Below are 20302 nucleotides of genomic sequence, written 5' to 3'. Positions count from 1 at the left end.
TGTATCGGGTCGTTGTTTCACGAACTTAAGGAATCCTGGGCAAAATAGTCGGGCCGCAGCGCGTGGCTTCCCATCAGCCGGCGCGACAGGTATGATGGGGCGCCATGCCGAACAAGATTGTGACCAAAGAACAACTGGTTGAGCAGCTCAAACCCCTCCGTGCCCGAGGGTCCCGGTTCGTCTTCACGAACGGCTGTTTCGACCTGATGCATGTCGGCCACACCCGCTATCTGCAAGCCGCCAGAGCCTTAGGTGATCTCCTGATCGTCGGGGTCAATTCAGACGATTCCGTCCGCAGCCTGGAGAAAGCCCCGGACCGGCCGATTGTCCACGAGGCACAGCGGGCGGAAGTGGTGGCCGCGCTAGGATGTGTCGATTTCGTTGTGATATTCTCCGAACCCGATCCCAAGGCGCTTATCACCGCCGTTCAGCCGGACGTTCTGGTCAAAGGCGGTGACTGGCCTCTGGATCGCATTATCGGTCGGGACGTTGTCGAAGCGCGCGGAGGCAGGGTACAGACCATCCCCCTGGTTCCAGGGTTCTCCACAACGGCATTGATTCACCGTATTCGCTCAGCCTCAGCTTAATCCGTGTCACACACACCCTCTCCCGCAGAAGCATGGTTTGCCCCGCTCGTGTCTGCGCTCAAGCAGGCTTCGGCGCGCCCCTGCATCACGGGGTTACATGGATCGACCGCCGCATTTGTGCTCACCAGTCTGACCAACGCCCCATCGCTGGCCGCATACCGGAACCGCCCCTGGATCGTCGTGACGGCCAACAATGAGACGGCCGAACGGCTCTTTGACGACCTCCAGTTCTGCCATCAGCTCATGGGCGCCCCGAGTGACCGGCTGACGCTCTTTCCGCAATGGGAAACGCTGCCCTATGAGGCCACGGCGCCCCATGTCAGTCTGGTTGCGCACCGCATGCAGACGCTCCATCGATTGCAATCCAGCCCGGATACGACCCTCGTCACGTCGGTTGCGGCCCTGATGCACCGTCTCCTGCCGAAAGACACCTGGACCCATGCCACCCTCCAGTTGGAGCGCAACGGCACCGTCGAACGCGACACGCTGTTGGCCAAACTCCTGCGCCTTGGCTACCGGCGCGTGTCGGTCGTGGAGATTCCCGGAGAATTCAGTATTCGCGGCGGCCTGGTAGACATTTTTTCGACCGCCTACTCCGATCCGCTCCGCATCGAGTTTCTCGGAGATTCGATCGAAGCCCTCCGGCTGTTTGACGCCGCCACACAGACCTCGATCCGGCAGGTCGATGAAGCCACGATCTTGCCGGCGCGGGAATATCTCCGGCCAGAGGACAGCGCGGAGGCCTATACCCCGATCGCACCGGATGCGGAATGGCGTGCGCCGGATCTGTATCCCCAGATGGGCACGTTGTTCGACTATCTTCCCAAAGAGCCGATTCTCATTTTCGACCAGCCCGCCACGCTCCAAGCAACTTGCGCGACACTCTGGTCCAAGATCGAAGACGGTTACCTCCGCCATGGCGAACGGGACGCAGCCAATCCTTATCCCAGCCCCGAACGGCTCTTCCAAACCTGGGATGAAATTGAAATCGGCGCAGCCGGCTGGTCGACGCTCGCCTTAGAGCCGCTGACCCCATCCGACGACACCTGGAGTCCCGTGGTGCCGTTCCCGGCACAGATTCCGGCCAGCGCCGGCCTGGGGATTCGCGGAACTCCGTTCAGCCAGACCCTGTCCATCCTCGATCAGTTGCGGGGCGAACACCGTGTGGTGCTGATCGCGCGCAGCCGCGGACAAGTCGATCGGCTGCTGGCCCTGCTCCGAGAACACGATCTGCCGGCCGCGGAATGGTCCCCCGCGGCCTGGGCCAAACGGGAAAGCGGCAAACCGCCCATCGCCGTCATGCATGGCGACCTGTCGGCCGGATGGTTATCGGAAACGTTTCACCTCGCGCTCCTGACGGAAGAAGAACTCTTTGCCAAAGGCACGCGCCATAAGACACAGCCGAAGAGCAAAACCGCGACGTTCCTCTCCTCACTCGAGGATCTGAATGTCGGCGACTATGTCGTCCACGTACAGCATGGCATCGGCCGCTATCTCGGCCTCAAACGGCTGACCGTGCAGGAGTTCGAGAGCGACTTCCTCATCCTGGAATTCGCCGGGGCCGACACGCTCTACGTTCCGCTCGACCGCCTGAGCCAGGTCCAGCGATACAGCGGCGCCGACGGACATGTACCCAGGCTTGATCGCCTGGGCGGCACCAGCTGGGCCAAAACCACGGCCCGGGTCAAAAAAGATATCGAGGAGATGGCGCAGGATCTCATCGACCTCTACGCGAATCGTGAACTGGTCAAGCGAGACGGGTACGGCAGACCTAGCACGCTGTACCACGAATTCGAGGCGGCGTTCGAATACGAAGAAACGCCGGATCAGCTGACGGCGATCCAGGACATCGCACGGGATCTGGAGTCGGGAAAGCCGATGGACCGGCTGGTCTGCGGCGATGTCGGCTACGGCAAGACGGAAGTGGCGATGCGGGCGGCGTTCAAGGCAATCGAGAGCGGACGGCAGGTCGCCGTCTTGGTCCCAACAACCCTACTCGCCCATCAACATTATGAAAATTTCGCCGAACGCTTTGCGCCGTTCCCGACGAAAGTGGCGGTCCTTTCCCGCATGCAGTCTCCCAAGGACACCAAAGCTACGCTGAAGGATCTCGCCGCGGGCGTCATCGACGTGGTCATCGGCACCCACCGGCTGCTGCAGAAGAGTGTGGTGTTCCACAATCTGGGCCTCGTCATCATCGACGAGGAGCAGTGGTTCGGAGTCAAGCATAAGGAACGGCTGAAGCAACTGCGGACGCAGGTCGATGTGCTCACCCTCACCGCCACGCCGATTCCGCGCACACTACAGATGGCGATGGCGAGCGTGCGAGACCTGTCGATCATCGACACGCCCCCGGCCAGCCGGCTGGCGATTCGCACCTCCGTCATCAAGTCCAACGATAAGGCCATACGCGACGCGATCCTGCGCGAACTGGGCCGCGGTGGACAGATTTACTTCATTCACAATCGTGTGGAGACGATGTCCGCCACCGGTGCCTGGCTCCAACAGTTGGTCCCGGAAGCGCGGATGGTGATGGCCCACGGACAGATGGACCCCAAGTTGCTTGAAGCGGTGATGCTGAAATTCGTCAAGCACGAGGTGGATGTGCTCATTGCCTCGGCCATCATTCAGTCGGGCATCGACGTGCCGAATGCCAACACGATCATCGTGAATCGGGCCGACACGTTCGGGCTGGCTCAGCTCTATCAACTCCGGGGGCGCGTAGGACGCGGCGGGGAACAGGCGTACGCGTACTTGCTCATTCCGGACGAAGGCCGCCTCACCGAGGATGCCCAAAAGCGACTGATGGCGATTCAGCAATTTACGGAGCTGGGATCCGGTTTTCGCATCGCCGCGGCTGATCTTGAAATCCGCGGAGCCGGCAACCTGCTGGGCAAAGCGCAGTCCGGCCACATCGCCGCCATCGGCCTGGACCTATACCTCAAGATGGTCGAGGACGCCGTACAGCGGCTCAAAGGTCATACGGTCGAAGAAGAACCGGACCCCACGCTGCGCGTCCCGGTCTCGGCCTTCATTCCGGAAGCGTATGTGGAGGATCCGCACCATCGACTCTCGTGGTACAAGCGCCTGACGGCCTGCAAGCAAGTCGGTGAACTGGCCCTGCTCCATGGCGAAATCCAGGACCGGTACGGACTGCCGCCGGAACCGGTAGAGCGGCTCCTGGAAGTGATGCAGCTGCGCGTGCTGGCCAAACTGCTCCATATCAACGCGATCGAAGTGACCCACCAGTCGGCCATCGTCACGCTGGGACCCAAGGCCGCGATCCCTGAACCGGCCGTCCATGCCATGATGGATCGCCTGAAAAAGCGGCTTCGCTTCCTCTCTCCACAGGCTTTTGAGATCCAGATGCCGCATGACGACTGGGGTTCGACCTTTGCCGAACTCAACACAACCTTGCAAAGCCTGGGACACTGTGATACCAACAAATCAACGACACAGCCGAAATCGGGCGCCTGAACCACACCGCGCTCTCGTACTGACTGGAAATAGAACATCGCCCATGCGCACTTTTCGCTCGTCACTCGCCCTCGCCGCCCTGCTTTCCGGCTCCCTCTGGATCCTGCCCGGCTGCACGCCGCCGCAGGAAGAGCCGGTCCTGGCACTCGTCAATGGTCGTGCCATCACGCAATATGAGTTCGATGTTCGGTGGAACGAACTCTCCGAGGCCACTCGGGTCAAGTATGACAAGGAAGGCGGCAAGCGACGGTTTCTTGATGAATTGATCACCCGCGAACTGCTGATGCAGGAAGCCCGTCGCCAGGGACTGGATCAGAATGATGCGATTCGTGACCGGGCACAACGCTACAAAGAACAGCTCGTGCTGGACGAACTCCTGAAAGATCGTCTCAGGGCTAAAGTCGAGCTCTCCCAGGCCGAGCTGGATGCCTACTACGAAAAGCACGCCCACCAGCTGCTGGCGCCGCTTAAAGTCCAAGTCTCGCAGATGTTGCTGAATAATTATCCGGCGGCCAAAGATTTGAAGAAGCAGATCGAAGCCGGCGGCGATTTCGCCAAGTTCGCCCAGCGCTATTCCATCGAGGACAAGACCAAAGCCAAAGGCGGGGACCTCGGCCCCTATCGGAAAGGCCTCCTCAACCCCGACGTCGATGCCGTCGTCCAGACCCTCAGGCACGGCGTGATCAGTGAACCCATCAAAACCGACGCGGGCTACTACCTGGTCAAGGTCAGTCCGCTGGAAAAAGAGACCATTCAGGCGGACCTCGCCACCCGGGAGCGGCTGCGTCAGGAATTGCTGGCGGACAAACGCCGGAAACAGTTCGAAGAAGTGATCGCGGATATCCGGACCAAGGCGACCGTTCGCCTAGCCGACGCGTCTCGCTACATCACCGAAGACATCGGAAAACCGTAGGGCTCACGCTTCCGTCTCCTCAAGACCCCTTCATTTCGTGTACAATCCGCTGATCTCCCCCGCACTCACCGAGGAGCATCGTGCCCGTGCATCTGAATCCGGTTACCCGCACAATCGTCCCTATCGCATTCAGACTGCTGATCTCTCTGCTCAGCTTCAGCCCGGCCCCTTCGGCCTTTTCTGCCACTCAGCTGGAGGATCGGATCGTGGCGGTCGTAAACACGGACCTCATCATGCAATCCGACGTCAGACGTGAGCTGGCCCCCGAGCAGGAGCGCATTCGCCAGCAATATCATGGCGACGAATTGGGCCAGCGACTGAAGACCGCCGAATACATGGCTCTGACGAAAATGATCGAGCGACGGCTGCAGCTGCAGGAAGCCAAAGCCAAGAGCGTGGATGTCTCGGATCAGGAAGTGAAGCAAGCCATCCAGCAGATGAAGCAGCAGGGCGAGAAGGTCAACGAGAAAGATCCGCTGAGCGTGCGAAACGTGCGCGATCAGCTCGCGCTCCTCAAAGTCGTCGACCGGGAAGTCCGGAGCGGCGTGATGGTCGGGGACGCGGAGATGAAACGCTATTACAAGGAGCACCAGACGCGCTTCGCGCTTCCGGAAGAATACACGCTGAGTCAGATCTTGATTCAACCCCGCTCGGCCGACGGAACCGCGGAGGCGTTGGAGAAAGCACGGCTCGTGATGGCGGAATTGAAGCGCGGGGAAAAGTTTGAGGATGCCGCGTTGCGCTATTCAGATGGGCCGAACGCCTCGCGCGGGGGTCGGCTCGGATTGGTCAGGCAGGGGGAGCTTCTCCCGGCCATTGAGCGCGCGATCGCCCCACTGGTGCCAGGCGGGATCTCCGAGATCGTCGAAACCTCCGAGGGCTACCATATCGTCCGAGTCGATGAGCGGACACCGAAACAGTTTCGCCCGTTTGATGAAGTCAAATTCGAAATCCAGTCGCTGGTGTTCCAGCAAAAGAGCGAAGACGTCTTTCAATCCTGGCTGGTCGACTTGAAAAACAAGGCTTACATCGAAATTAAGTTTTGACGAGGTCCCGTAAGACGCCCCAGAGCGGATCCCGCCCCTCCCCGGTGACCACTGAATAGGGAATGAGCTGCTGCCCTTCCGGCAAGCCGAGATCGCGGTGGGTTTGACGAAGCGTCCGGACCCGTTCGCTGGGCTTGAGCTTATCGACCTTGGTCGCCACAATGACCGGGGCACGTCCGATCGATTGCAACCACGCCACCGTCTGGCGATCCTGCTCCGTGACGACCCGGCATTCCACTAACAGGACGACCGCGATCAATGAGGGCTGCTCCGCCACATAGGACTCGATCAGAGGTCCCCATTCCGCACGAATGGATTTCGAGACCTTCGCGTATCCATAGCCCGGAAGATCCACCAGATAAAACTTCGCCAGCGCCGGGTCTGAGGTGGCAATCTGAAACAAGTTCACCGCCCTCGTCTTACCGGGCGTCCGACTCACTTTGGCAAGCCCTCTCCTGTTGAGCAGAGAATTGATCAGCGAGGACTTTCCGACATTCGATCGTCCCGCGACGGCAATCTCAAGCAACTCCCCTTGAGGAAATTGTTCTGCCGACGCGCAACTTTTGATAAACTCAGATGAAAGAATTTTCATAGTAATGACGCAACCCCGTGACTCAACCGCCGTGAACCTCTACACAGTAGCAGAATGACGGGCGAGTAACACCCCCTTCTTATGCCCAAAGCCAAGAAACAACGGACCGTCGCTAGGGTACTGCTCTGGACGACTTTACTCCTCGGCATCCCACTGGGCCTCCTCGCCTTGACCTGGCTGCTGACCTTGCCGGATGTGGCGCTTCTCGCCAAGACCAATCCAGGCCCGACCGCGTTGATGGAACACCGGCAGACCCTTGCACGCAATCAACGACACCCGGTCCCGCGACAATGGACCTGGGTGCCGCTCTCACGCATGTCCCGCCATCTGCAACATGCCGCCATCGCGGCGGAAGATGCGTCATTCTTCATTCACGAAGGATTCGACTGGGAAGGGATCAAAGATGCCGCAATCCATAACCTCGAAGCCGGAGAGCTGAAACGGGGCGGCAGTACGATCACACAACAACTGGCAAAGAACCTGTATCTGTCGACCGAGCGTTCACTGATACGGAAGGCCCGCGAAGCTCTGATCACACGGTCATTGGAACACCATCTGACCAAGGAGCGGATTCTCGAACTGTATCTCAATGTCGCAGAATGGGGAAACGGCGTGTACGGCGCGGAAGCGGCGGCGCGCCACCACTTCGGGAAATCCGCCCAAGACCTCACTGCAGAGGAGGCGGCATGGCTCGCCGCTATCCTGCCTTCTCCGCGCCGGTACGACCCGCTCCGAAAGACGGCGTTTCTCAGCAAGCGCCATCAGCGCATCCTGAAAAGCATGAACAGGATTCCCACCTCACCCCCGGCGCATTAATGCAAGGCTGAGACCGATCCAGCGAAGACAGGCTTTACTCGGAATCGCCGACGGCGCTGACATCTCGCTCACCGAAGATCGCCGACTCGTGGGTGTAGTGTTTGAATTCGAGCAAATTCCGCGACGGGTCTTCGAGAAAAAAGGTCCGATGCTCGATTCGCATACCGGAAAAGCGGACGCGCGGCTGTTGATAGAACGACAGGCCCTGCTGACGGGCTCGTTCGGCCAAGGCCTCCCAGTCTGATTGTTCGAGGAAGACCAGTCCGAAGTGACGCGGATAGACCCCTCGCTGCACGGGACCCTCGTCCGGCTCCAGATGCCCGATCAGCTGGTTCCCGGCCAAGCCCAAGGTGATGGCGGTCGCTGATTCTCGCCCGAGCGTGCAGCCCAGGCCTTCGACATAGAACTGTTTGGCGGCGGCAAGATCGCGAACAGGAAAGGCGAGGTGGAAGAGGCTGCGACTCATCGGAAACAATCCCCTACGGTAGGCTGCCCCTTCCCGTCCCACCAACCGGCAGCCATGCGCGGGGTGACATGGGTGATGGCGAATCGCCCGTTTGGAGCCAGCACGAGGGAGCCGGCAGCACCGTTGATCCGTCGAACCAGTTTCTGCAAGACATGCGTCGCCGCCGAGGCCGGGCGCTCGCCCCGCTCCAGGCGGTCACAGATTTCTTTCGCCACGGCGATGCGGATAATCCCCTCGCCCAACCCGGTCATGGATACGGCGCCGCTCTCGTTGTCGGCATAGACCCCGCAGCCGATGATCGGCGTGTCGCCGACACGGCCCGGCAACATCAGGTCGATGCCGCCGGTCGAGGCCCCGGCCGCGACCGTCCCGGTATGATCGAGCGCCACCGCACCGACGGTTTCCTTCCCAGCTCGCTTCCGCAATGCCGGCCCGCTCGACATCATCGCCCGGTAGAGTTCCAACGTTTTCGGAGACCAGGCCCGCGTCATCGTCGCTTTGCGAACGGCGTGACCCGAAGGCCGAATCGGCTGCCGCTCCAACTGGCAATGCCGGGCAAAGGCTGACGCCGGCTTCCCGACCAGCAAGACATGCGTCGTCTGCTCCATCACCAACCGCGCCACTGAAATGGGATGGACAATGCCTTCGACCGATGCGACGGCCCCGGCCTGCAAATCCTGCCCTTCCATGATCGACGCATCCATACGGCGTACCCCGTCAAGTTGCACATGCGCGCCGCGGCCCGCATTGAACAATCCGCTCTGCTCCAACACACAAATGACCTGCTCCACAGCGGTCAGTGCCGGCGCGCCGCGATCCAGAAGATGATAGCCGATTTCCAATGCCGCCTTGAGACAACCAGCCTGAGCTGACGTCATGCGACGAAGACCGGCACCGCCATGGACGAGGAGAACGGGATGGACAGATTTCAATTGAGCAACAGGCCCTTCACACGCTGGTAGGCAGGATCGCTCATGCGATCGAGATCGGAGCGGACAAATCCCAGCCCGGTTACACAGAGCTCGAAGTTATCGGAGAGCTTCCTGAACAGCGGAGGATCGGCCTCGGCGCCATGCTCGCCGAATTCGGCCACGATGCCATACGAGCGCTTGCCGGTTTTCATGTAATCCACGAGAAAATCCTTATGATAGATCAATCCGGCTGTTTTCAATCGCCGCAAGTATTCCGGAAAGAGCCCGGCCATAAACAACGTGAAGTCCCCGATATGCCGGTGCACGTCCCGCTGACGTTCGAAGGATTGCGCATCCAGCATCACCTCGGACTCGAACAACAAATCCACGACCGTGTCGACGGGCTGATCCTGTCTGGTGCGAATCTTATACAACTGGTCGGTGTGGGTAAAGTCGACGAGAAGATTGGACACATAGCCCGCCACATTGAGATCGGGCCACCCGAGATGCTCGGTGAAACTCCGTTCGGTCAGAGCGCCGAACAGCTGCCGGAGGGGATGTTGTGGAGGAACTGCCGTCCCCATCTCCACCTCATCGAGTAAACGACATACGTCTATGTTGAGTATAGCAGACTCGCCGTGACCTGGATCGCCATACGTCTCTTCTATCGGTTCCGCGATTCCGGACTTGAGCGTTCGTCGTCAAGAAGGTCTGTCACGACTATCCAGCGCGAAAGTCACCGGCCCATCATTCACCAAGGCCACCCGCATGTGTGCGGCGAAAATCCCGGTTTGAACCGAAGTCCCCGCCGTCCGCAGATCCTCAGCAACCTGCTCATACAACCGCTTTGCGTCGTCCGGAGGCGCCGCATCGTCAAAACTGGGACGGCGGCCGTTCGTCGTGCAGCCCAGCAAGGTAAATTGGGAGACGAGTAGGACCGCCCCCCCGATGTCTACCAACGACCGGTTCATCTTTCCCTGTTCATCAGAAAAGATCCGGAAGGTACGGAGCTTCTCAACGAGATAGCGGCAATCCGGTTCCCCATCGCCTTTGGCCACTCCCACGAACACCAGCAATCCCGCTCCGATCCGCCCGACAACGGTCCCGGCCACCTCCACCGACGCACTGGTCACCCGCTGCAGAATCGCCTTCATCGATCACGTCCGCCCGCGCTGCAGCTGGACCAGCGTGCCTTCAAGGGTCAGAAGCTTGCGCTTGGTCGGCAGCCCACCGGAGAACCCGCCCAGCGACGCGTCGTGGGCCACAATGCGATGGCACGGAACGATAATAGGCAACGGGTTGGCTCCCACCGCGTTGCCGACCGCACGGGCATACTGCCGGCCTCCGACGCGCGCGGCGACCCATTGGTACGACCGAAGTTTGCCATACGGCACTTTCAACAATGTTCGCCACACCTGCCGCTGAAACGCGGTGCCCCGCGAAAGATCCAATGGCACATCAAAGGTCATCCGCTTGCCCGCAAGGTAGTCGAGCAGCTGTCCCTGCGCCAGCTCCAGTTGTGGAGACGGTTCCATGACAAGAGGGGCGGGAGCCTGCTCGCGGAGGACGGCGATCGCCCGCTGCTTCGATGGCTGGGGCAACGCGACGCCGTCGACGCCTTTGCCGGCTTCGGTAATCCCCATCCAACCCCAGGATGACTTGAACAAGACAGCTCGTCGCATACGCGTCCTTACCGGCCGGCTACTCGACCGAGTTTTCTTCGGACCATGCCCCACACCACATCCAATTCGTCGGATTTCAACAGGACGTGAACTCCCAGATAGCCGGCCACACTGAACCCGATCGCGACGGCCAGCAACACCGCTTTCTCGATCCACTCACCGGGATGGGTCCAGAGCGAGGCGCTTGCGGCCCAGAAACACGTCACGATCAACGGAAGGCAGGCGAGCACAACCCTGAGGAACGACCGTCCGACCGATCCCCACTCCACGCCGCCCAGCCGGCGATTCAAGACGATGATGAGAAGGCTCCCGTTTATCATGGCCGCGAGTGCCGTCGCCAGAGCCAAGCCTGCGGCGCCAAGCATCGGCATCAGCGCCAGCGAGAGCAGGATGTTCGCCGCCACGGCGACCGCAGCGGAAATCGCCGGAAGCTTGGTATCCTGCATGGAATAAAATGCCGCCACAATGATTCGCACGCCGCCGAATGCCCAGAGGCCGACGGCATAACACAACACGGCCAGCGCCGTCTCCGCCGTGTCATGCGCCGTGAAGGTCCCATGCTCGAAAAACAATTGCACAATCGGCGTGCGTAAAAGAATCAGGCCGGCCATCGCCGGGATGATAATAAAGAGAATCATCCGGAGCCCAAATCCGAACGTCGTCCGTAATTCGTTCATCGCACCCCGCGCAGCCTGGGCAGAGAGGGTCGGAAGAATCGCCGTCGCCAGCGCCACGCCGAAGATACCGAGTGGAAACTGAATCAGCCGCATCCCATAAAACAGATAGGTGGGCCCTCCCACAAAGAACGACGCGAGAATCGTGCTCACGGTCAGATTGATCTGCGTCACTGACAGGCCCAGCAACGAGGGCACCATCAGGCGGCCGATCCGTCTGACCCCTGGATGGCCCGGTTCGAAGCGCCAGCCGAACAGAAATCCACGGCGAGCCAATCCCGGCAGCTGCATCGCAAACTGCGCCGCGCCCCCGGCGACGACGCCGATGGCGACGCCGACAATCGGCTCCGGCAGCTGCGGCGACAGAAACAGCGCACATCCGATCATAAACACATTCAGAAACAGCGGCGAGAAGGCGGGAGCCGCAAAGGCCCGCAGCGAATTCAAGATCCCCATGGCCAGCGCGGCAAGGCTGATGAACAGGAGATAGGGAAACATCACGCGTGAGAGGACAACGGCCAAGGTGAGCTTGGCTGGATCGTCATGAAATCCCGGCGCGAGATACCAGACGATGACGGGAGTCACGGCAATGCCGAGAAGCACCGTCCCCGTCACGATTGTCAGAAGCGTCGTGAAGACGGCACTGGCCAGTTCCCACGCCTCACGCTTGGTCTTCTGCTGGTGATATTCGGTGAAAACGGGAATGAAGGCCGCCGACATGGAGCCTTCGGCGAAGAGCTCGCGCAGCAGACTGGGAACCCGGAACGCGACGTAAAAGGCATCGGCCGCTGCCGTCGCACCGAAGAGACTGGCCATGACCATGTCACGGATAAATCCGAGAATCCGGCTGGCGAAAGTACCGATGCCGATGATGCCGGCGGCTTTCACCACCGAACGTTGATCGCTCGTCGCGGATTGTGCGGAGGTCGCCGAGGCGCTCGATTCGGACATGGATGCGGATTCTAGCGGAACAACGGCGAGGCGTCTATCACCGGAACAATTACCGTTCGTCGATGACCTGATCGGACAATTCATTGGGGTTGTCGCCGGGGCGTGCCGGACAGGCATCTGCAAGAACGCCCCCGCACGCATGAATCGCGTGTGAGAGCCCCCCGGGAATATCGCCGTCTCGCAGGCGCTCGACCGCCGCTTGCACGACCTGCTTCCATCGTTCTGCCGACACCAGGCCCGCTAACGAACGATCCGGCAAGACATAGATCTGCTTCTCTAAAATTGACAGCATGATCAGCACGCCTGTGCGCTCGCAGGTCTGCGAGATGGCATGTTGCGCAAAGGCCCGTTCGGCTCGTAACGCAACCTTGTGTCGCAAACGAATCGGCGAGGTCAGCAGGCGGATAACCGGCGGCCAGATCCCGATCCAGGTCCCACACAGATAGGCGAGCGTGACAGCAAGAACCAGCCACGCACCATTCGAGGCATGCCATCCCCAGGGAACCCAGGAGGCCTCGATGGTCAGCAACGCGGCCAGCATCGCGAGCGCGGCGATCAGCCCCGCCCAATGTTGGGCATCCCGATAGAGCCCGGACCGCGCGACGATCATCGGCACAATTTCCGCCCTGGTCTGCTGTTCAGCTGCATGGACGGCCTGCCGGATGCGTTCTCGATCAGCTTCCGACAACGCCGCCTCTTTACCAGTCGCCACTCGCGCCTCCTCCTCCGAAATCTCCACCCCCACCGCTGAATCCGCCGCCGCCGCTATCACCGAACGAGCCACCGCCCCAGCCCCCACCTCGGCTGCTGTACGAGGTCCAGTCGTCAAAGCCAGAGCCCCGTCGGCCCGACATGGCGCGTCCTAACACCAGAACCAGCAGCAAGGTGACTGCGGCCGTTGCGATGGCCGGAATCAGCCAGGGGGACAGCCACAATGAAAGGGCCGTGCCGGCTAAAGCGCCGACCAGACGATTCACATTCGACAAAGCCAGACCAAAGACCACACCGACCATCAGGGCTATCAGGGTCTGTCCGACTATGTCCCCGCCGCCTGCGGACACCGCTGGCCTCTCCGGCGCCTGATAGGTGCCTTCGATGGTCTTCAGAATCGCGGCCACCCCGGCGACAATCCCGCCCGGCAGATCCCCGGAACGAAACCGCGGCACAATTTCGTTTCGAATGATCTGGGCCGACTTGGCGTCCGTCAAGGTCCCTTCAAGTCCATAGCCCACTTCGATCCGGACTTTGCGTTCCTTCAACGCCACCAGCAACAACGCCCCGTTGTCGGTTCCCTTCTGACCGAGCTTCCACGTGGTGGCGATTCGGTGGGCAAAGGGTTCGAGCGGTTCGCCTTCGAGCGACGGCAGCGTAAGCACCACAACTTGATTGCCACTGCTCGTCTCGTGTGCCTGGAGATCAGCCGTCAGTTGATCTACATCCCTTGCCGATAAGATATGCGCCAGGTCCATCACGCGCCCGGTCAGCGGTGGCACCTCGAGCGACCAGGCCAAGCCCGGGCTCAGGAGCATCGCAAGAAAGACAAAGAGCCGCGCCGGCTTGCGCCAGACACGGCTCATGTTGATGAGATGCATCGCTTTGATCGGGCTCAGTTAAACTTCACCTCGGGCGGCTTCGCCACAGCTTTCTCGTCCGCCACAGTGAAATTCGGCTTCTCTTCCATGTGGAGAAGAAACTTTGCCGTTAAGTTGGTCGGGAAAAAGCGGACCATTTTGTTGTACTCCGCCACCCGATCGATATAGCGCTTGCGTGAGACGGCAATGCGGTTCTCCGTCCCTTCCAACTGACTCTGCAAGTCTCGGAAGCTTTGATCGGCTTTCAAGTTCGGATAGTTCTCGGCGATGGCAATGAGCCGTCCCAGCGCTGTGGTGAGTCCGGCCTGAGCCTTCTGGAACTGTTCGAATGCGGCCGGATCTTTCAAGGTCTCGGGCGTAACCTGGATACCGGTTGCCTGGGCCCGCGCCTTCACCACGCCTTCAAGCGTCTCCTTTTCATGCTCGGCATAGCCCTTCACCGTCGCAACCAGGTTGGGAATCAGATCGGCCCGGCGTTGATACTGATTGATGACCTCGCTCCAAGCCGCCTTGGTATCTTCGTCCAATCCCTGGAGATCGTTATAGCCGCAGCCCGACATCAATCCTGCGAACAGGATCACGAGGCCGACTGCCAGATTCATCACAGACGCACGTCTCATAGACTCCTCCTTTTCCCGGCTGAGTCCGGACTGTAGTCCGGTCCGGGGATCATGCTACCATGGCAATAGTCATTAAGATATGTGAGTCAAGAGGTCTCGATGTCGCTGGAGTCGTCGTCTCATCTACCGGGCGGGTTTCAAGTGCGGCACCGCTCGCTGGGCATCTACCAGGGCAGTGCGATCGAGTTGGCCTTCTGGCACCCTTCATCAGGAATGCCGGAGTATGGCCTGTGTCGTTTCTCCACGGAGACGAAGGCCCAGGCTCTCGTCGATTTTCTCTGCTCCCCGATGTGCGGGGAACCGATGGATCGAGGCGACCTGACCGTCGAACCCTACGATCTCACCGAACACAACCGCTTGATCGACGAACATCCGCTTCCCTCAGCCTGGGAAACGCCGACCTAGAGCAGGCACTCCCGGCCTCACGCTTCGGTTGAATACTGGCGCACAGGAAAGATTCGTTAGCGGGCGACCGAGGAGGCCACCGCCTTGGACAGAACCGTCGAGGTCGCCCCGGCGTTGGATTGAATGAAGGCGAGCAGCTGTTTGTTGTCTTGAGCCTTCCGCAGAAACTTGAAGGCAATGCCGCGGGAACTGATTGATCGGACCATCGCCGCCACTTCGATCGGAGATTCCTGATCCGAGATCGCAATTTCAAGATAGAAGATATCGTCGACATGGACCCGGGCGTCGCTCTTGATGATACAGCCGCCCATCGACAGATCCATCACAATCCCTTCGCCCCGAACCTTGCCCCCCGAAAAAGAGAGAAACAGCCGTACCGGAATCCGGAGATGCTCACGGCGATCGATGGCGTGCTTTGGCTCCACAAGCCCGATGCGGCAGGCCAGAAACCGATAGCTGCACTCCTGGCAGTGAAACGGCGAGATCCAAATCCATGACGCGACATGCTCCCGCGGCGACTGTGGGCATGACCGCAAGACCGTATCCTTCTGGCATTGCGGACAGGTGAGCTGGCGAGCCATCCTAAGCGATCCCTTCCCCACCGTGCGAGGCCCCATGGACGAGAACGATGCCTGCGAGTCTTGCTGCGTTCGACCCATCACGCCTGCTCCGAAAATCTTCGTCAACAGGGACAGGCTCTCGCAACTCACTATAAATGTGTTTGACGCTCAGTCAAGCTGATTGGCAAGTTCCGCAGCCGGTCCACACTCACACCTCCACCTTTCCATATCGCGTCGGGGATCCTCCCTTGGTGAGGGACATCAATAATCGTAAATATGCTTGGACGATTTCATACCCCGTGCAAATATCGTGGAAGTGCTAAGGAGGGCTTGTGTACCGTCGCGATATTTCATCCACACTACGGATCCTGGCCGTGCTGTTAGGCGCGTTTGTCTTCTACCACGTGTGGACACAGCCCCCGACAACGCCGATACCCACTCCCGCATCGTTGCCCGCGACGAATATCGATGCCACGCCCAATTTCCCTCCGGCACTGCTTGAACCGACTCCGCCACAAGACATCCCTCGGACCCGGCTCATCGAATTCGGCGAGGCTCCGCGCCCTGTCCATCAGGCCATCAGGGACGCTCTTGATCGAAACGAATACGCTGAAACAGAGTCGGTACTGCGAACGCTCGGCAAGGCGCAGATCACCACGCCTCGCGACAAAGCCTACGTGGCGGCTCTGTGGAACAACCTTGGTGTCCAACAGGAAAAGAGTGGCGGGATCGAAGTCTCCGTCAAGGCCTTCAAGCGAGCGGTCGCTTTAGCGCCACGTAATCCGACCGCCCTCTTAAATCTTACGCAAGCCTATTGGGGGCTCCGACATCCATCCCTCACGCCTCCATTCCTAGAAGGAGTGATTCAGGTCGTACCGGATGACCCGTTCCCTCATCTCGCACTGGCCGAACTGCTGATAGACAAGGGGCGTCACCTGGATGCCGTGCAGCATCTGAAACGGGCAAGAGCAAGAATCCACCGTGATTCCAATCTCACAGCGCTTCTCGAAAAGTTGGAAGGGAAAACCGCGAAGGTTGCTCTCAGGGCACAACCGGCTAAGGCGCTCATTTCAACGACGAAACCGGCCAAAGAGACGCCGGTGCAAGAGCTCCCTCCGCCCCCGGCGGACACCGCAACACCAGCTTCAAAGGAACAATCAGAGCCGACCCCGGCGGCTGAGCTGTTGCCCCCAGCCAATCCTACAAGCGACGTGGTGCAACCGGTTCCTACTCCGGCTGAGCCCACACTTTAACCGTGCCGTCCTGCTGAAAACCCACGCAGACCTCGTCGCGCATCGGTGGTTTGGATCGATCCGATCGGACTGCTAGGCGTCTGTCCTCCAAACCGCCTGCCCAGCAAGATGCCCCGTAGCCCAAGCCCATTGGAAGTTAAATCCGCCGATCCGCCCATCGCAATCGAGGATTTCTCCGGCCAGATAGAAACCCGGCACCAGCTTCGATTCCATTGTGCGGAAATTTACTTCTTCTAACGGCACCCCGCCGGCTGTCACCTCTGCATAGTTCCACCCGCGATCCCGCACGATGGGAAACGGGAATTTCGTCATCAGCAGAAGGAGGGAGTCCCGATCTTTTTTCGGCAATTGCGCAATGGCCGTCTGCCCATCGCAACCGGCATGCTGAATGAGAGAATCGGTGAATCGCTGAGGTAGCCGCTGGGCAAGGGTCTTCCCAAGAGAGCGACGGGGATGGTCTCTCGTCTGTTCCATAAACCACTGCCGTACCTGCTCCTGATTCTCCCCAGGGAAAAAGTTACCGTGGACCTCGGCTGGTTCTCCCTGCTCCTGCGCCAAACACCAGAATCGACTGGCATCCATCACGACCGGCCCGCTGATCCCGAAGTGAGTCCAGAGCAAGCTGCCGTTCCGAACATCGAGCGTTTTCCCCTTCACAACCGTGGTGAGTTCGACCTCTTGCGAGAGACCTGAGAGATTCTTGTGAAACATGCGGTCATCCAGCACGAGTGGCGCAAGCGCCGGGACCGTCGGCGTGACATGGTGCCCCAGCCGCCGGGCCAGCTCATAGCCCAATCCGTCGCTCCCCGACTTGGGAATCGATCGGCCTCCGGTGGCCAATATCACTCGATTCGCCGCGAGAGCTCCGTGACTATGGTGAACGACAAATCCCGCCGGCGAATCAGGAACGCGGGCGATCTTGGTCACGCGATGATCTGAACGAATAGCGATGCCGAGTTCGCGACAGCGCTCAACGAGCGCGTTCAGGACGGTTCGCGATCTATCAGTGACAGGAAACAACTTGCCGGTCTCTTCCCGCTTGAGTTCAACACCCATCGAGGCGAACCACGCGATGGTGGCGTCAATAGAAAATGCGGCCAGCACATTCTTGATAATGCGGCGATTGCCGAAGAAGTCGGTCGGCACCACCACCTCATGCGTGACGTTGCAGCGGCCTCCACCGGACACGAGAAGTTTTGCTCCGATGGTCTTGGCCCCATCAAGGAGAACGATCGATCGTGACCCGGATGGCTCGGCCGTTTCTCCGGCAAAAATCGCAGCGGCGAGGCCGGCCGCACCTGCGCCGACGATGGCGACATCGGCCGTGGCCATCGGATCAATTACTGGACCGGACATGAAAATACCTTAGAGCCCTCATGCAGTTGGATTTCACAGGGGAATCGTCGCGCGTGGCAACTCTAACAGGATTGACGGTACCGGTCGAGCGATCGGTGGGTGGCCACGTCGAATACGCGCGACAGACGGCAGGAGATCGAGATCGCTTCTGAGCCTATTGTGAACGCTCGGAGGCCGCAATCAGCTGCTCGACCCGCTCTTTGAGAAAGAAGAAAGCACGGTCGAATGCCGCTTGAGTGTCGGCCTCATTCCCGACCACTTTAGCAGGATCGGGCGTCCCCCAATGAAGCGTCGTCGGCTTGCCGGGAAAAATCGGACACGTCTCACCGGCGGCCTGATCACAGACCGTAATCACCAAGTCGAGGGGTTGAGCGGCAAACTCGTTCCAGGATTTGCTGTAGGGCTGGCCGGGATCTATGCCATGGCGCTTGAGGGTTCAATGGATCGCGGATGTACGTACCCGGTCGGGAAACTCCCGGCACTCCATGCGTGGAAGCGTCCCTGCCCCAATTCATTCAAGAGGGCCTCGGCCATGATCGAGCGGCACGATCTCGATCAAAGCCACCTGCCAGGGTTTGGCCAAGAGGTTGTCCGCTTGAGATGCAAAGATGAACACGAGCGTCAGCAGCAGGGCCGCTATCGTGACCGGAGCAAAGCGCGGCAGAAGTTTCGGTTCGAACCAAGTTTTGCCAGGGTCGGGTAATCAGCCACGCCCGAACCAGGGTACCAGTGGCCAGAGGAATCACATTAGAAGCGACTACGGGATACAGCAGGACCCCGAACGGAACCGTAAGCGGAGACGTCCTGCTCACCAGGAACCCGACGATCGGAGCAAACAGCCACAGCATAATGAGATCATTGACGGTCACCTGAACCAAGGTGTAGGCCGCATCACCATCGGTCAAATAGCTCCAGACGAAGACCATCCCGGAGCAGGAAGCCGCGGCAAGCCCAACTACGGAATTTTCCAGCACCGCGTCATCGTGAGGCCGTTCCGGTTCGCTTCGGCAATCGGCGCGCTTTCATCGATCGAACCGAAAAATATCGGCGTCAGGACTCGGTCGGCCGAGATGAAGGTCGGTGATGATCTTCGCCGCAATGACGCTAAACGTAATGCCGTTGCCGCCGTACCCGAGCGCAAAATAGGCATGCGGAAACTCCCGAGTCCGGCCGATGTACGCCAGGCCGTCTTTGGTCTCGCCGAACGTACCCGCCCAGGTGTATGCCACCTCTATATCGAGTCGCGGAAACATGGCGCTGAAAACGTGCTTTTGAGTGAGCCGACCTTCTGTTTCAGATATCGCTGGGATTCGTAGCCGGTCGCGAACACGACCCGTCGTCCGCGGATTCGAAAACCCGGCTTCGTGTGCAGGACGACACCTCCGCCGGAAGACTCCACCTTGGACACCTTGCAGCGGTCGTAGACCCGGAGTCCTTGTAGCCTCGCGGCTTGAATCAGCCGATGCGTCAAACGAAACGGGTCGACTTGAGCATCCCCGTGGGACAGAATCGCCCCGGGGGCGGAAAATGACGAGCGGGCTCCTATCTCCTTCGCGTCCCAATACTCCACATGAAAGCCAAAGGCCTTGCGCGCCTCGTATTCCTTCCGGAGTTTCGATACGTCCGATTTCAGGCTGGCAAGATAGAGGCTGGATTTCCGTTCGAACCCGCACTCGTCCCCCAGTTCGCCGCAGAGACGCTCCACCCTATCGATGGCTTCCAGGCCAAGCCGGTAGCTGCGTACCGCGTGCGCCTCCCCCACCGAGCCAATGAGTTCATGAAGCTCCGTGTCGATTTCATATTGCAGCAGAGCGGTGCTGGCAGCCGTGCTCCCGGCCCCGATATCTCTGGTATCGACCAGGACGGTCTCCACGCCTTCCTGCACCAAGCCGTGCGCCACCAACGCCCCCGTGATCCCGCCGCCGATGACGGCGACTTCGCAGCACTCATCGTGCTTGAGCGATGGATAATCGGACAGGAGACCATTTTTCAGGAGCCAGAACGGATGTCCCGATCGCAAATCCATACGGGCCGTTTCCTACCAGGACCAGCTCAACGACGATCAGATGCATTTAGGGAGGCTTCAGAGGCGCTGGGAGCCAACGGGCCGGCCATGTGAGAGGCTTCGGTGATCCATCGCTCTTGTCTGACGACGTTCCATCACACCGCTATAAGAAAGCCAGCGCCCCTTCCCCGTTCACGAAACGGAAGTAAAGGAGCGCCGGCCACTTGACGCGGACGTTACTTGTTGGCTGCCGGCGATCGTTCCGCCCCGCCCCCGCCCTTGGAGGTTTCGCCCTGCGGGCCGGTGGCGCCGCGGTCACCGAAATTCTGTCCCTCGCGCACTCCCTTCCGCGCCTCGCTGTCTCGCAACGTTTGTAATTGCTCCTGCAATGATGAA

Annotated in this window: 22 protein-coding genes; 8 read left to right on the top strand and 14 right to left on the bottom strand. The window is 60.0% G+C overall.

From position 1 onward, the window contains the following. The first annotated feature begins 104 nt into the window (after window positions 1-104). The 4 genes from rfaE2 to Q7U39_01915 all read left to right on the top strand — a co-directional run bounded on the left by rfaE2 (window position 105) and on the right by Q7U39_01915 (window position 6023). Entirely contained in the window at window positions 105-587 is a 483-nt protein-coding gene (rfaE2, locus tag Q7U39_01930; protein MDO9116690.1) for a D-glycero-beta-D-manno-heptose 1-phosphate adenylyltransferase, read from the top strand. A gap of 3 nt (window positions 588-590) precedes the next feature. Continuing rightward, window positions 591-4064 (top strand): transcription-repair coupling factor, encoded by a 3474-nt coding sequence (gene mfd / locus Q7U39_01925; protein ID MDO9116689.1) that lies wholly within the window; start codon window positions 591-593, stop codon window positions 4062-4064. Window positions 4065-4107: 43 nt separating this feature from the next. After that, complete coding sequence (locus tag Q7U39_01920; protein ID MDO9116688.1) at window positions 4108-4977, top strand: peptidylprolyl isomerase; 870 nt, start codon at window positions 4108-4110, stop codon at window positions 4975-4977. 80 nt (window positions 4978-5057) lie between these two features. After that, complete coding sequence (locus Q7U39_01915) at window positions 5058-6023, top strand: peptidyl-prolyl cis-trans isomerase (GenBank protein ID MDO9116687.1); 966 nt, start codon at window positions 5058-5060, stop codon at window positions 6021-6023. Here Q7U39_01915 and yihA read toward each other — a convergent pair. Beyond that, the gene (yihA, locus tag Q7U39_01910; GenBank protein MDO9116686.1) at window positions 6013-6615 is read right to left on the bottom strand and encodes a ribosome biogenesis GTP-binding protein YihA/YsxC; all 603 of its coding nucleotides are present in this window, start codon (window positions 6613-6615) and stop codon (window positions 6013-6015) included. The genes Q7U39_01915 and yihA overlap by 11 nt on opposite strands. An 81-nt stretch (window positions 6616-6696) precedes the next feature. Here yihA and mtgA point away from each other — a divergent pair, with 81 nt between their 5' ends. Next, complete coding sequence (gene mtgA / locus Q7U39_01905; GenBank protein ID MDO9116685.1) at window positions 6697-7431, top strand: monofunctional biosynthetic peptidoglycan transglycosylase; 735 nt, start codon at window positions 6697-6699, stop codon at window positions 7429-7431. A gap of 34 nt (window positions 7432-7465) precedes the next feature. On the opposite strand, the gene Q7U39_01900 is transcribed toward mtgA, so the two are convergent. The 9 genes from Q7U39_01900 to Q7U39_01860 form a co-directional block, all read right to left on the bottom strand. Next, entirely contained in the window at window positions 7466-7897 is a 432-nt protein-coding gene (locus Q7U39_01900; GenBank protein ID MDO9116684.1) for a VOC family protein, read from the bottom strand. Further along, window positions 7894-8829 (bottom strand): isoaspartyl peptidase/L-asparaginase family protein, encoded by a 936-nt coding sequence (locus tag Q7U39_01895; GenBank protein ID MDO9116683.1) that lies wholly within the window; start codon window positions 8827-8829, stop codon window positions 7894-7896. The genes Q7U39_01900 and Q7U39_01895 overlap by 4 nt, the downstream gene beginning before the upstream one ends. Continuing rightward, window positions 8826-9392: a hypothetical protein gene (locus Q7U39_01890; GenBank protein MDO9116682.1), complete on the bottom strand. Its 567-nt coding sequence runs from the start codon at window positions 9390-9392 to the stop codon at window positions 8826-8828. Before Q7U39_01890 ends, Q7U39_01895 begins: the two co-directional genes overlap by 4 nt. 117 nt (window positions 9393-9509) lie before the next feature. Further along, window positions 9510-9962: a D-aminoacyl-tRNA deacylase gene (dtd, locus tag Q7U39_01885; GenBank protein ID MDO9116681.1), complete on the bottom strand. Its 453-nt coding sequence runs from the start codon at window positions 9960-9962 to the stop codon at window positions 9510-9512. A 3-nt stretch (window positions 9963-9965) separates the two neighbouring features. Next, window positions 9966-10490, bottom strand: a complete 525-nt coding sequence (locus Q7U39_01880) for a methylated-DNA--[protein]-cysteine S-methyltransferase (protein MDO9116680.1) — start codon at window positions 10488-10490, stop codon at window positions 9966-9968. Window positions 10491-10498: 8 nt separating this feature from the next. Beyond that, the gene (gene murJ / locus Q7U39_01875) at window positions 10499-12115 is read right to left on the bottom strand and encodes a murein biosynthesis integral membrane protein MurJ (protein MDO9116679.1); all 1617 of its coding nucleotides are present in this window, start codon (window positions 12113-12115) and stop codon (window positions 10499-10501) included. 49 nt (window positions 12116-12164) lie between these two features. Beyond that, window positions 12165-12827, bottom strand: a complete 663-nt coding sequence (locus Q7U39_01870; GenBank protein ID MDO9116678.1) for a TPM domain-containing protein — start codon at window positions 12825-12827, stop codon at window positions 12165-12167. Next, window positions 12814-13707 (bottom strand): TPM domain-containing protein, encoded by an 894-nt coding sequence (locus tag Q7U39_01865; protein MDO9116677.1) that lies wholly within the window; start codon window positions 13705-13707, stop codon window positions 12814-12816. Before Q7U39_01865 ends, Q7U39_01870 begins: the two co-directional genes overlap by 14 nt. Window positions 13708-13721: 14 nt before the next feature. Then, window positions 13722-14327 (bottom strand): LemA family protein, encoded by a 606-nt coding sequence (locus Q7U39_01860; protein ID MDO9116676.1) that lies wholly within the window; start codon window positions 14325-14327, stop codon window positions 13722-13724. A gap of 99 nt (window positions 14328-14426) precedes the next feature. Here Q7U39_01860 and Q7U39_01855 point away from each other — a divergent pair, with 99 nt between their 5' ends. Continuing rightward, complete coding sequence (locus tag Q7U39_01855; GenBank protein MDO9116675.1) at window positions 14427-14732, top strand: hypothetical protein; 306 nt, start codon at window positions 14427-14429, stop codon at window positions 14730-14732. A 56-nt stretch (window positions 14733-14788) separates the two neighbouring features. On the opposite strand, the gene Q7U39_01850 is transcribed toward Q7U39_01855, so the two are convergent. Next, a complete protein-coding gene (locus tag Q7U39_01850; protein MDO9116674.1) occupies window positions 14789-15313 on the bottom strand; it encodes a PilZ domain-containing protein in 525 nt (174 codons plus the stop codon). Window positions 15314-15624: 311 nt separating this feature from the next. Here Q7U39_01850 and Q7U39_01845 point away from each other — a divergent pair, with 311 nt between their 5' ends. Next, window positions 15625-16545: a hypothetical protein gene (locus Q7U39_01845; GenBank protein ID MDO9116673.1), complete on the top strand. Its 921-nt coding sequence runs from the start codon at window positions 15625-15627 to the stop codon at window positions 16543-16545. Between the two features lie 72 nt (window positions 16546-16617). Here the strand turns inward: Q7U39_01845 and Q7U39_01840 are convergent, their stop codons facing one another. Next, window positions 16618-17901: an NAD(P)/FAD-dependent oxidoreductase gene (locus Q7U39_01840; GenBank protein MDO9116672.1), complete on the bottom strand. Its 1284-nt coding sequence runs from the start codon at window positions 17899-17901 to the stop codon at window positions 16618-16620. Window positions 17902-18184: 283 nt separating this feature from the next. On the opposite strand from Q7U39_01840, the gene Q7U39_01835 reads away from it, so the two are divergent. Then, complete coding sequence (locus Q7U39_01835) at window positions 18185-18604, top strand: hypothetical protein (GenBank protein MDO9116671.1); 420 nt, start codon at window positions 18185-18187, stop codon at window positions 18602-18604. Between the two features lie 319 nt (window positions 18605-18923). On the opposite strand, the gene Q7U39_01830 is transcribed toward Q7U39_01835, so the two are convergent. Beyond that, window positions 18924-19130 carry an FAD-dependent oxidoreductase gene (locus Q7U39_01830; protein ID MDO9116670.1) on the bottom strand — a complete coding sequence of 69 codons (207 nt, stop codon included), beginning with the start codon at window positions 19128-19130 and terminating at the stop codon, window positions 18924-18926. Window positions 19131-19132: 2 nt separating this feature from the next. Beyond that, window positions 19133-19927, bottom strand: coding sequence for an FAD-dependent oxidoreductase (locus Q7U39_01825; protein MDO9116669.1), 795 nt, complete (start codon window positions 19925-19927; stop codon window positions 19133-19135). Between the last annotated feature and the right edge of the window lie 375 nt (window positions 19928-20302).

The organism is Nitrospira sp. (assembly GCA_030653545.1).
Lineage (GTDB): Bacteria > Nitrospirota > Nitrospiria > Nitrospirales > Nitrospiraceae > Nitrospira_D.
Note: the sequence above shows the minus strand (reverse complement) of the source record. Positions and strands in the feature narration are given on the sequence as shown.

What these genes read in the sequence shown, in the direction of transcription:
- mtgA (MDO9116685.1), top strand. Translation starts at nt 6,697, where the DNA reads ATGCCCAAAGCCAAGAAACAACGGACCGTCGCTAGGGTACTGCTCTGG.
- Q7U39_01855 (MDO9116675.1), top strand. Translation starts at nt 14,427, where the DNA reads ATGTCGCTGGAGTCGTCGTCTCATCTACCGGGCGGGTTTCAAGTGCGG.
- Q7U39_01835 (MDO9116671.1), top strand. Translation starts at nt 18,185, where the DNA reads ATGAAGCGTCGTCGGCTTGCCGGGAAAAATCGGACACGTCTCACCGGC.
- Q7U39_01900 (MDO9116684.1), bottom strand. Translation starts at nt 7,897, where the DNA reads ATGAGTCGCAGCCTCTTCCACCTCGCCTTTCCTGTTCGCGATCTTGCC.
- Q7U39_01840 (MDO9116672.1), bottom strand. Translation starts at nt 17,901, where the DNA reads ATGTCCGGTCCAGTAATTGATCCGATGGCCACGGCCGATGTCGCCATC.
- Q7U39_01860 (MDO9116676.1), bottom strand. Translation starts at nt 14,327, where the DNA reads ATGAGACGTGCGTCTGTGATGAATCTGGCAGTCGGCCTCGTGATCCTG.
- Q7U39_01920 (MDO9116688.1), top strand. Translation starts at nt 4,108, where the DNA reads ATGCGCACTTTTCGCTCGTCACTCGCCCTCGCCGCCCTGCTTTCCGGC.
- rfaE2 (MDO9116690.1), top strand. Translation starts at nt 105, where the DNA reads ATGCCGAACAAGATTGTGACCAAAGAACAACTGGTTGAGCAGCTCAAA.
- Q7U39_01890 (MDO9116682.1), bottom strand. Translation starts at nt 9,392, where the DNA reads ATGGGGACGGCAGTTCCTCCACAACATCCCCTCCGGCAGCTGTTCGGC.
- murJ (MDO9116679.1), bottom strand. Translation starts at nt 12,115, where the DNA reads ATGTCCGAATCGAGCGCCTCGGCGACCTCCGCACAATCCGCGACGAGC.
- dtd (MDO9116681.1), bottom strand. Translation starts at nt 9,962, where the DNA reads ATGAAGGCGATTCTGCAGCGGGTGACCAGTGCGTCGGTGGAGGTGGCC.
- Q7U39_01880 (MDO9116680.1), bottom strand. Translation starts at nt 10,490, where the DNA reads ATGCGACGAGCTGTCTTGTTCAAGTCATCCTGGGGTTGGATGGGGATT.
- Q7U39_01850 (MDO9116674.1), bottom strand. Translation starts at nt 15,313, where the DNA reads ATGGCTCGCCAGCTCACCTGTCCGCAATGCCAGAAGGATACGGTCTTG.
- yihA (MDO9116686.1), bottom strand. Translation starts at nt 6,615, where the DNA reads ATGAAAATTCTTTCATCTGAGTTTATCAAAAGTTGCGCGTCGGCAGAA.
- Q7U39_01825 (MDO9116669.1), bottom strand. Translation starts at nt 19,927, where the DNA reads ATGGATTTGCGATCGGGACATCCGTTCTGGCTCCTGAAAAATGGTCTC.
- Q7U39_01865 (MDO9116677.1), bottom strand. Translation starts at nt 13,707, where the DNA reads ATGCATCTCATCAACATGAGCCGTGTCTGGCGCAAGCCGGCGCGGCTC.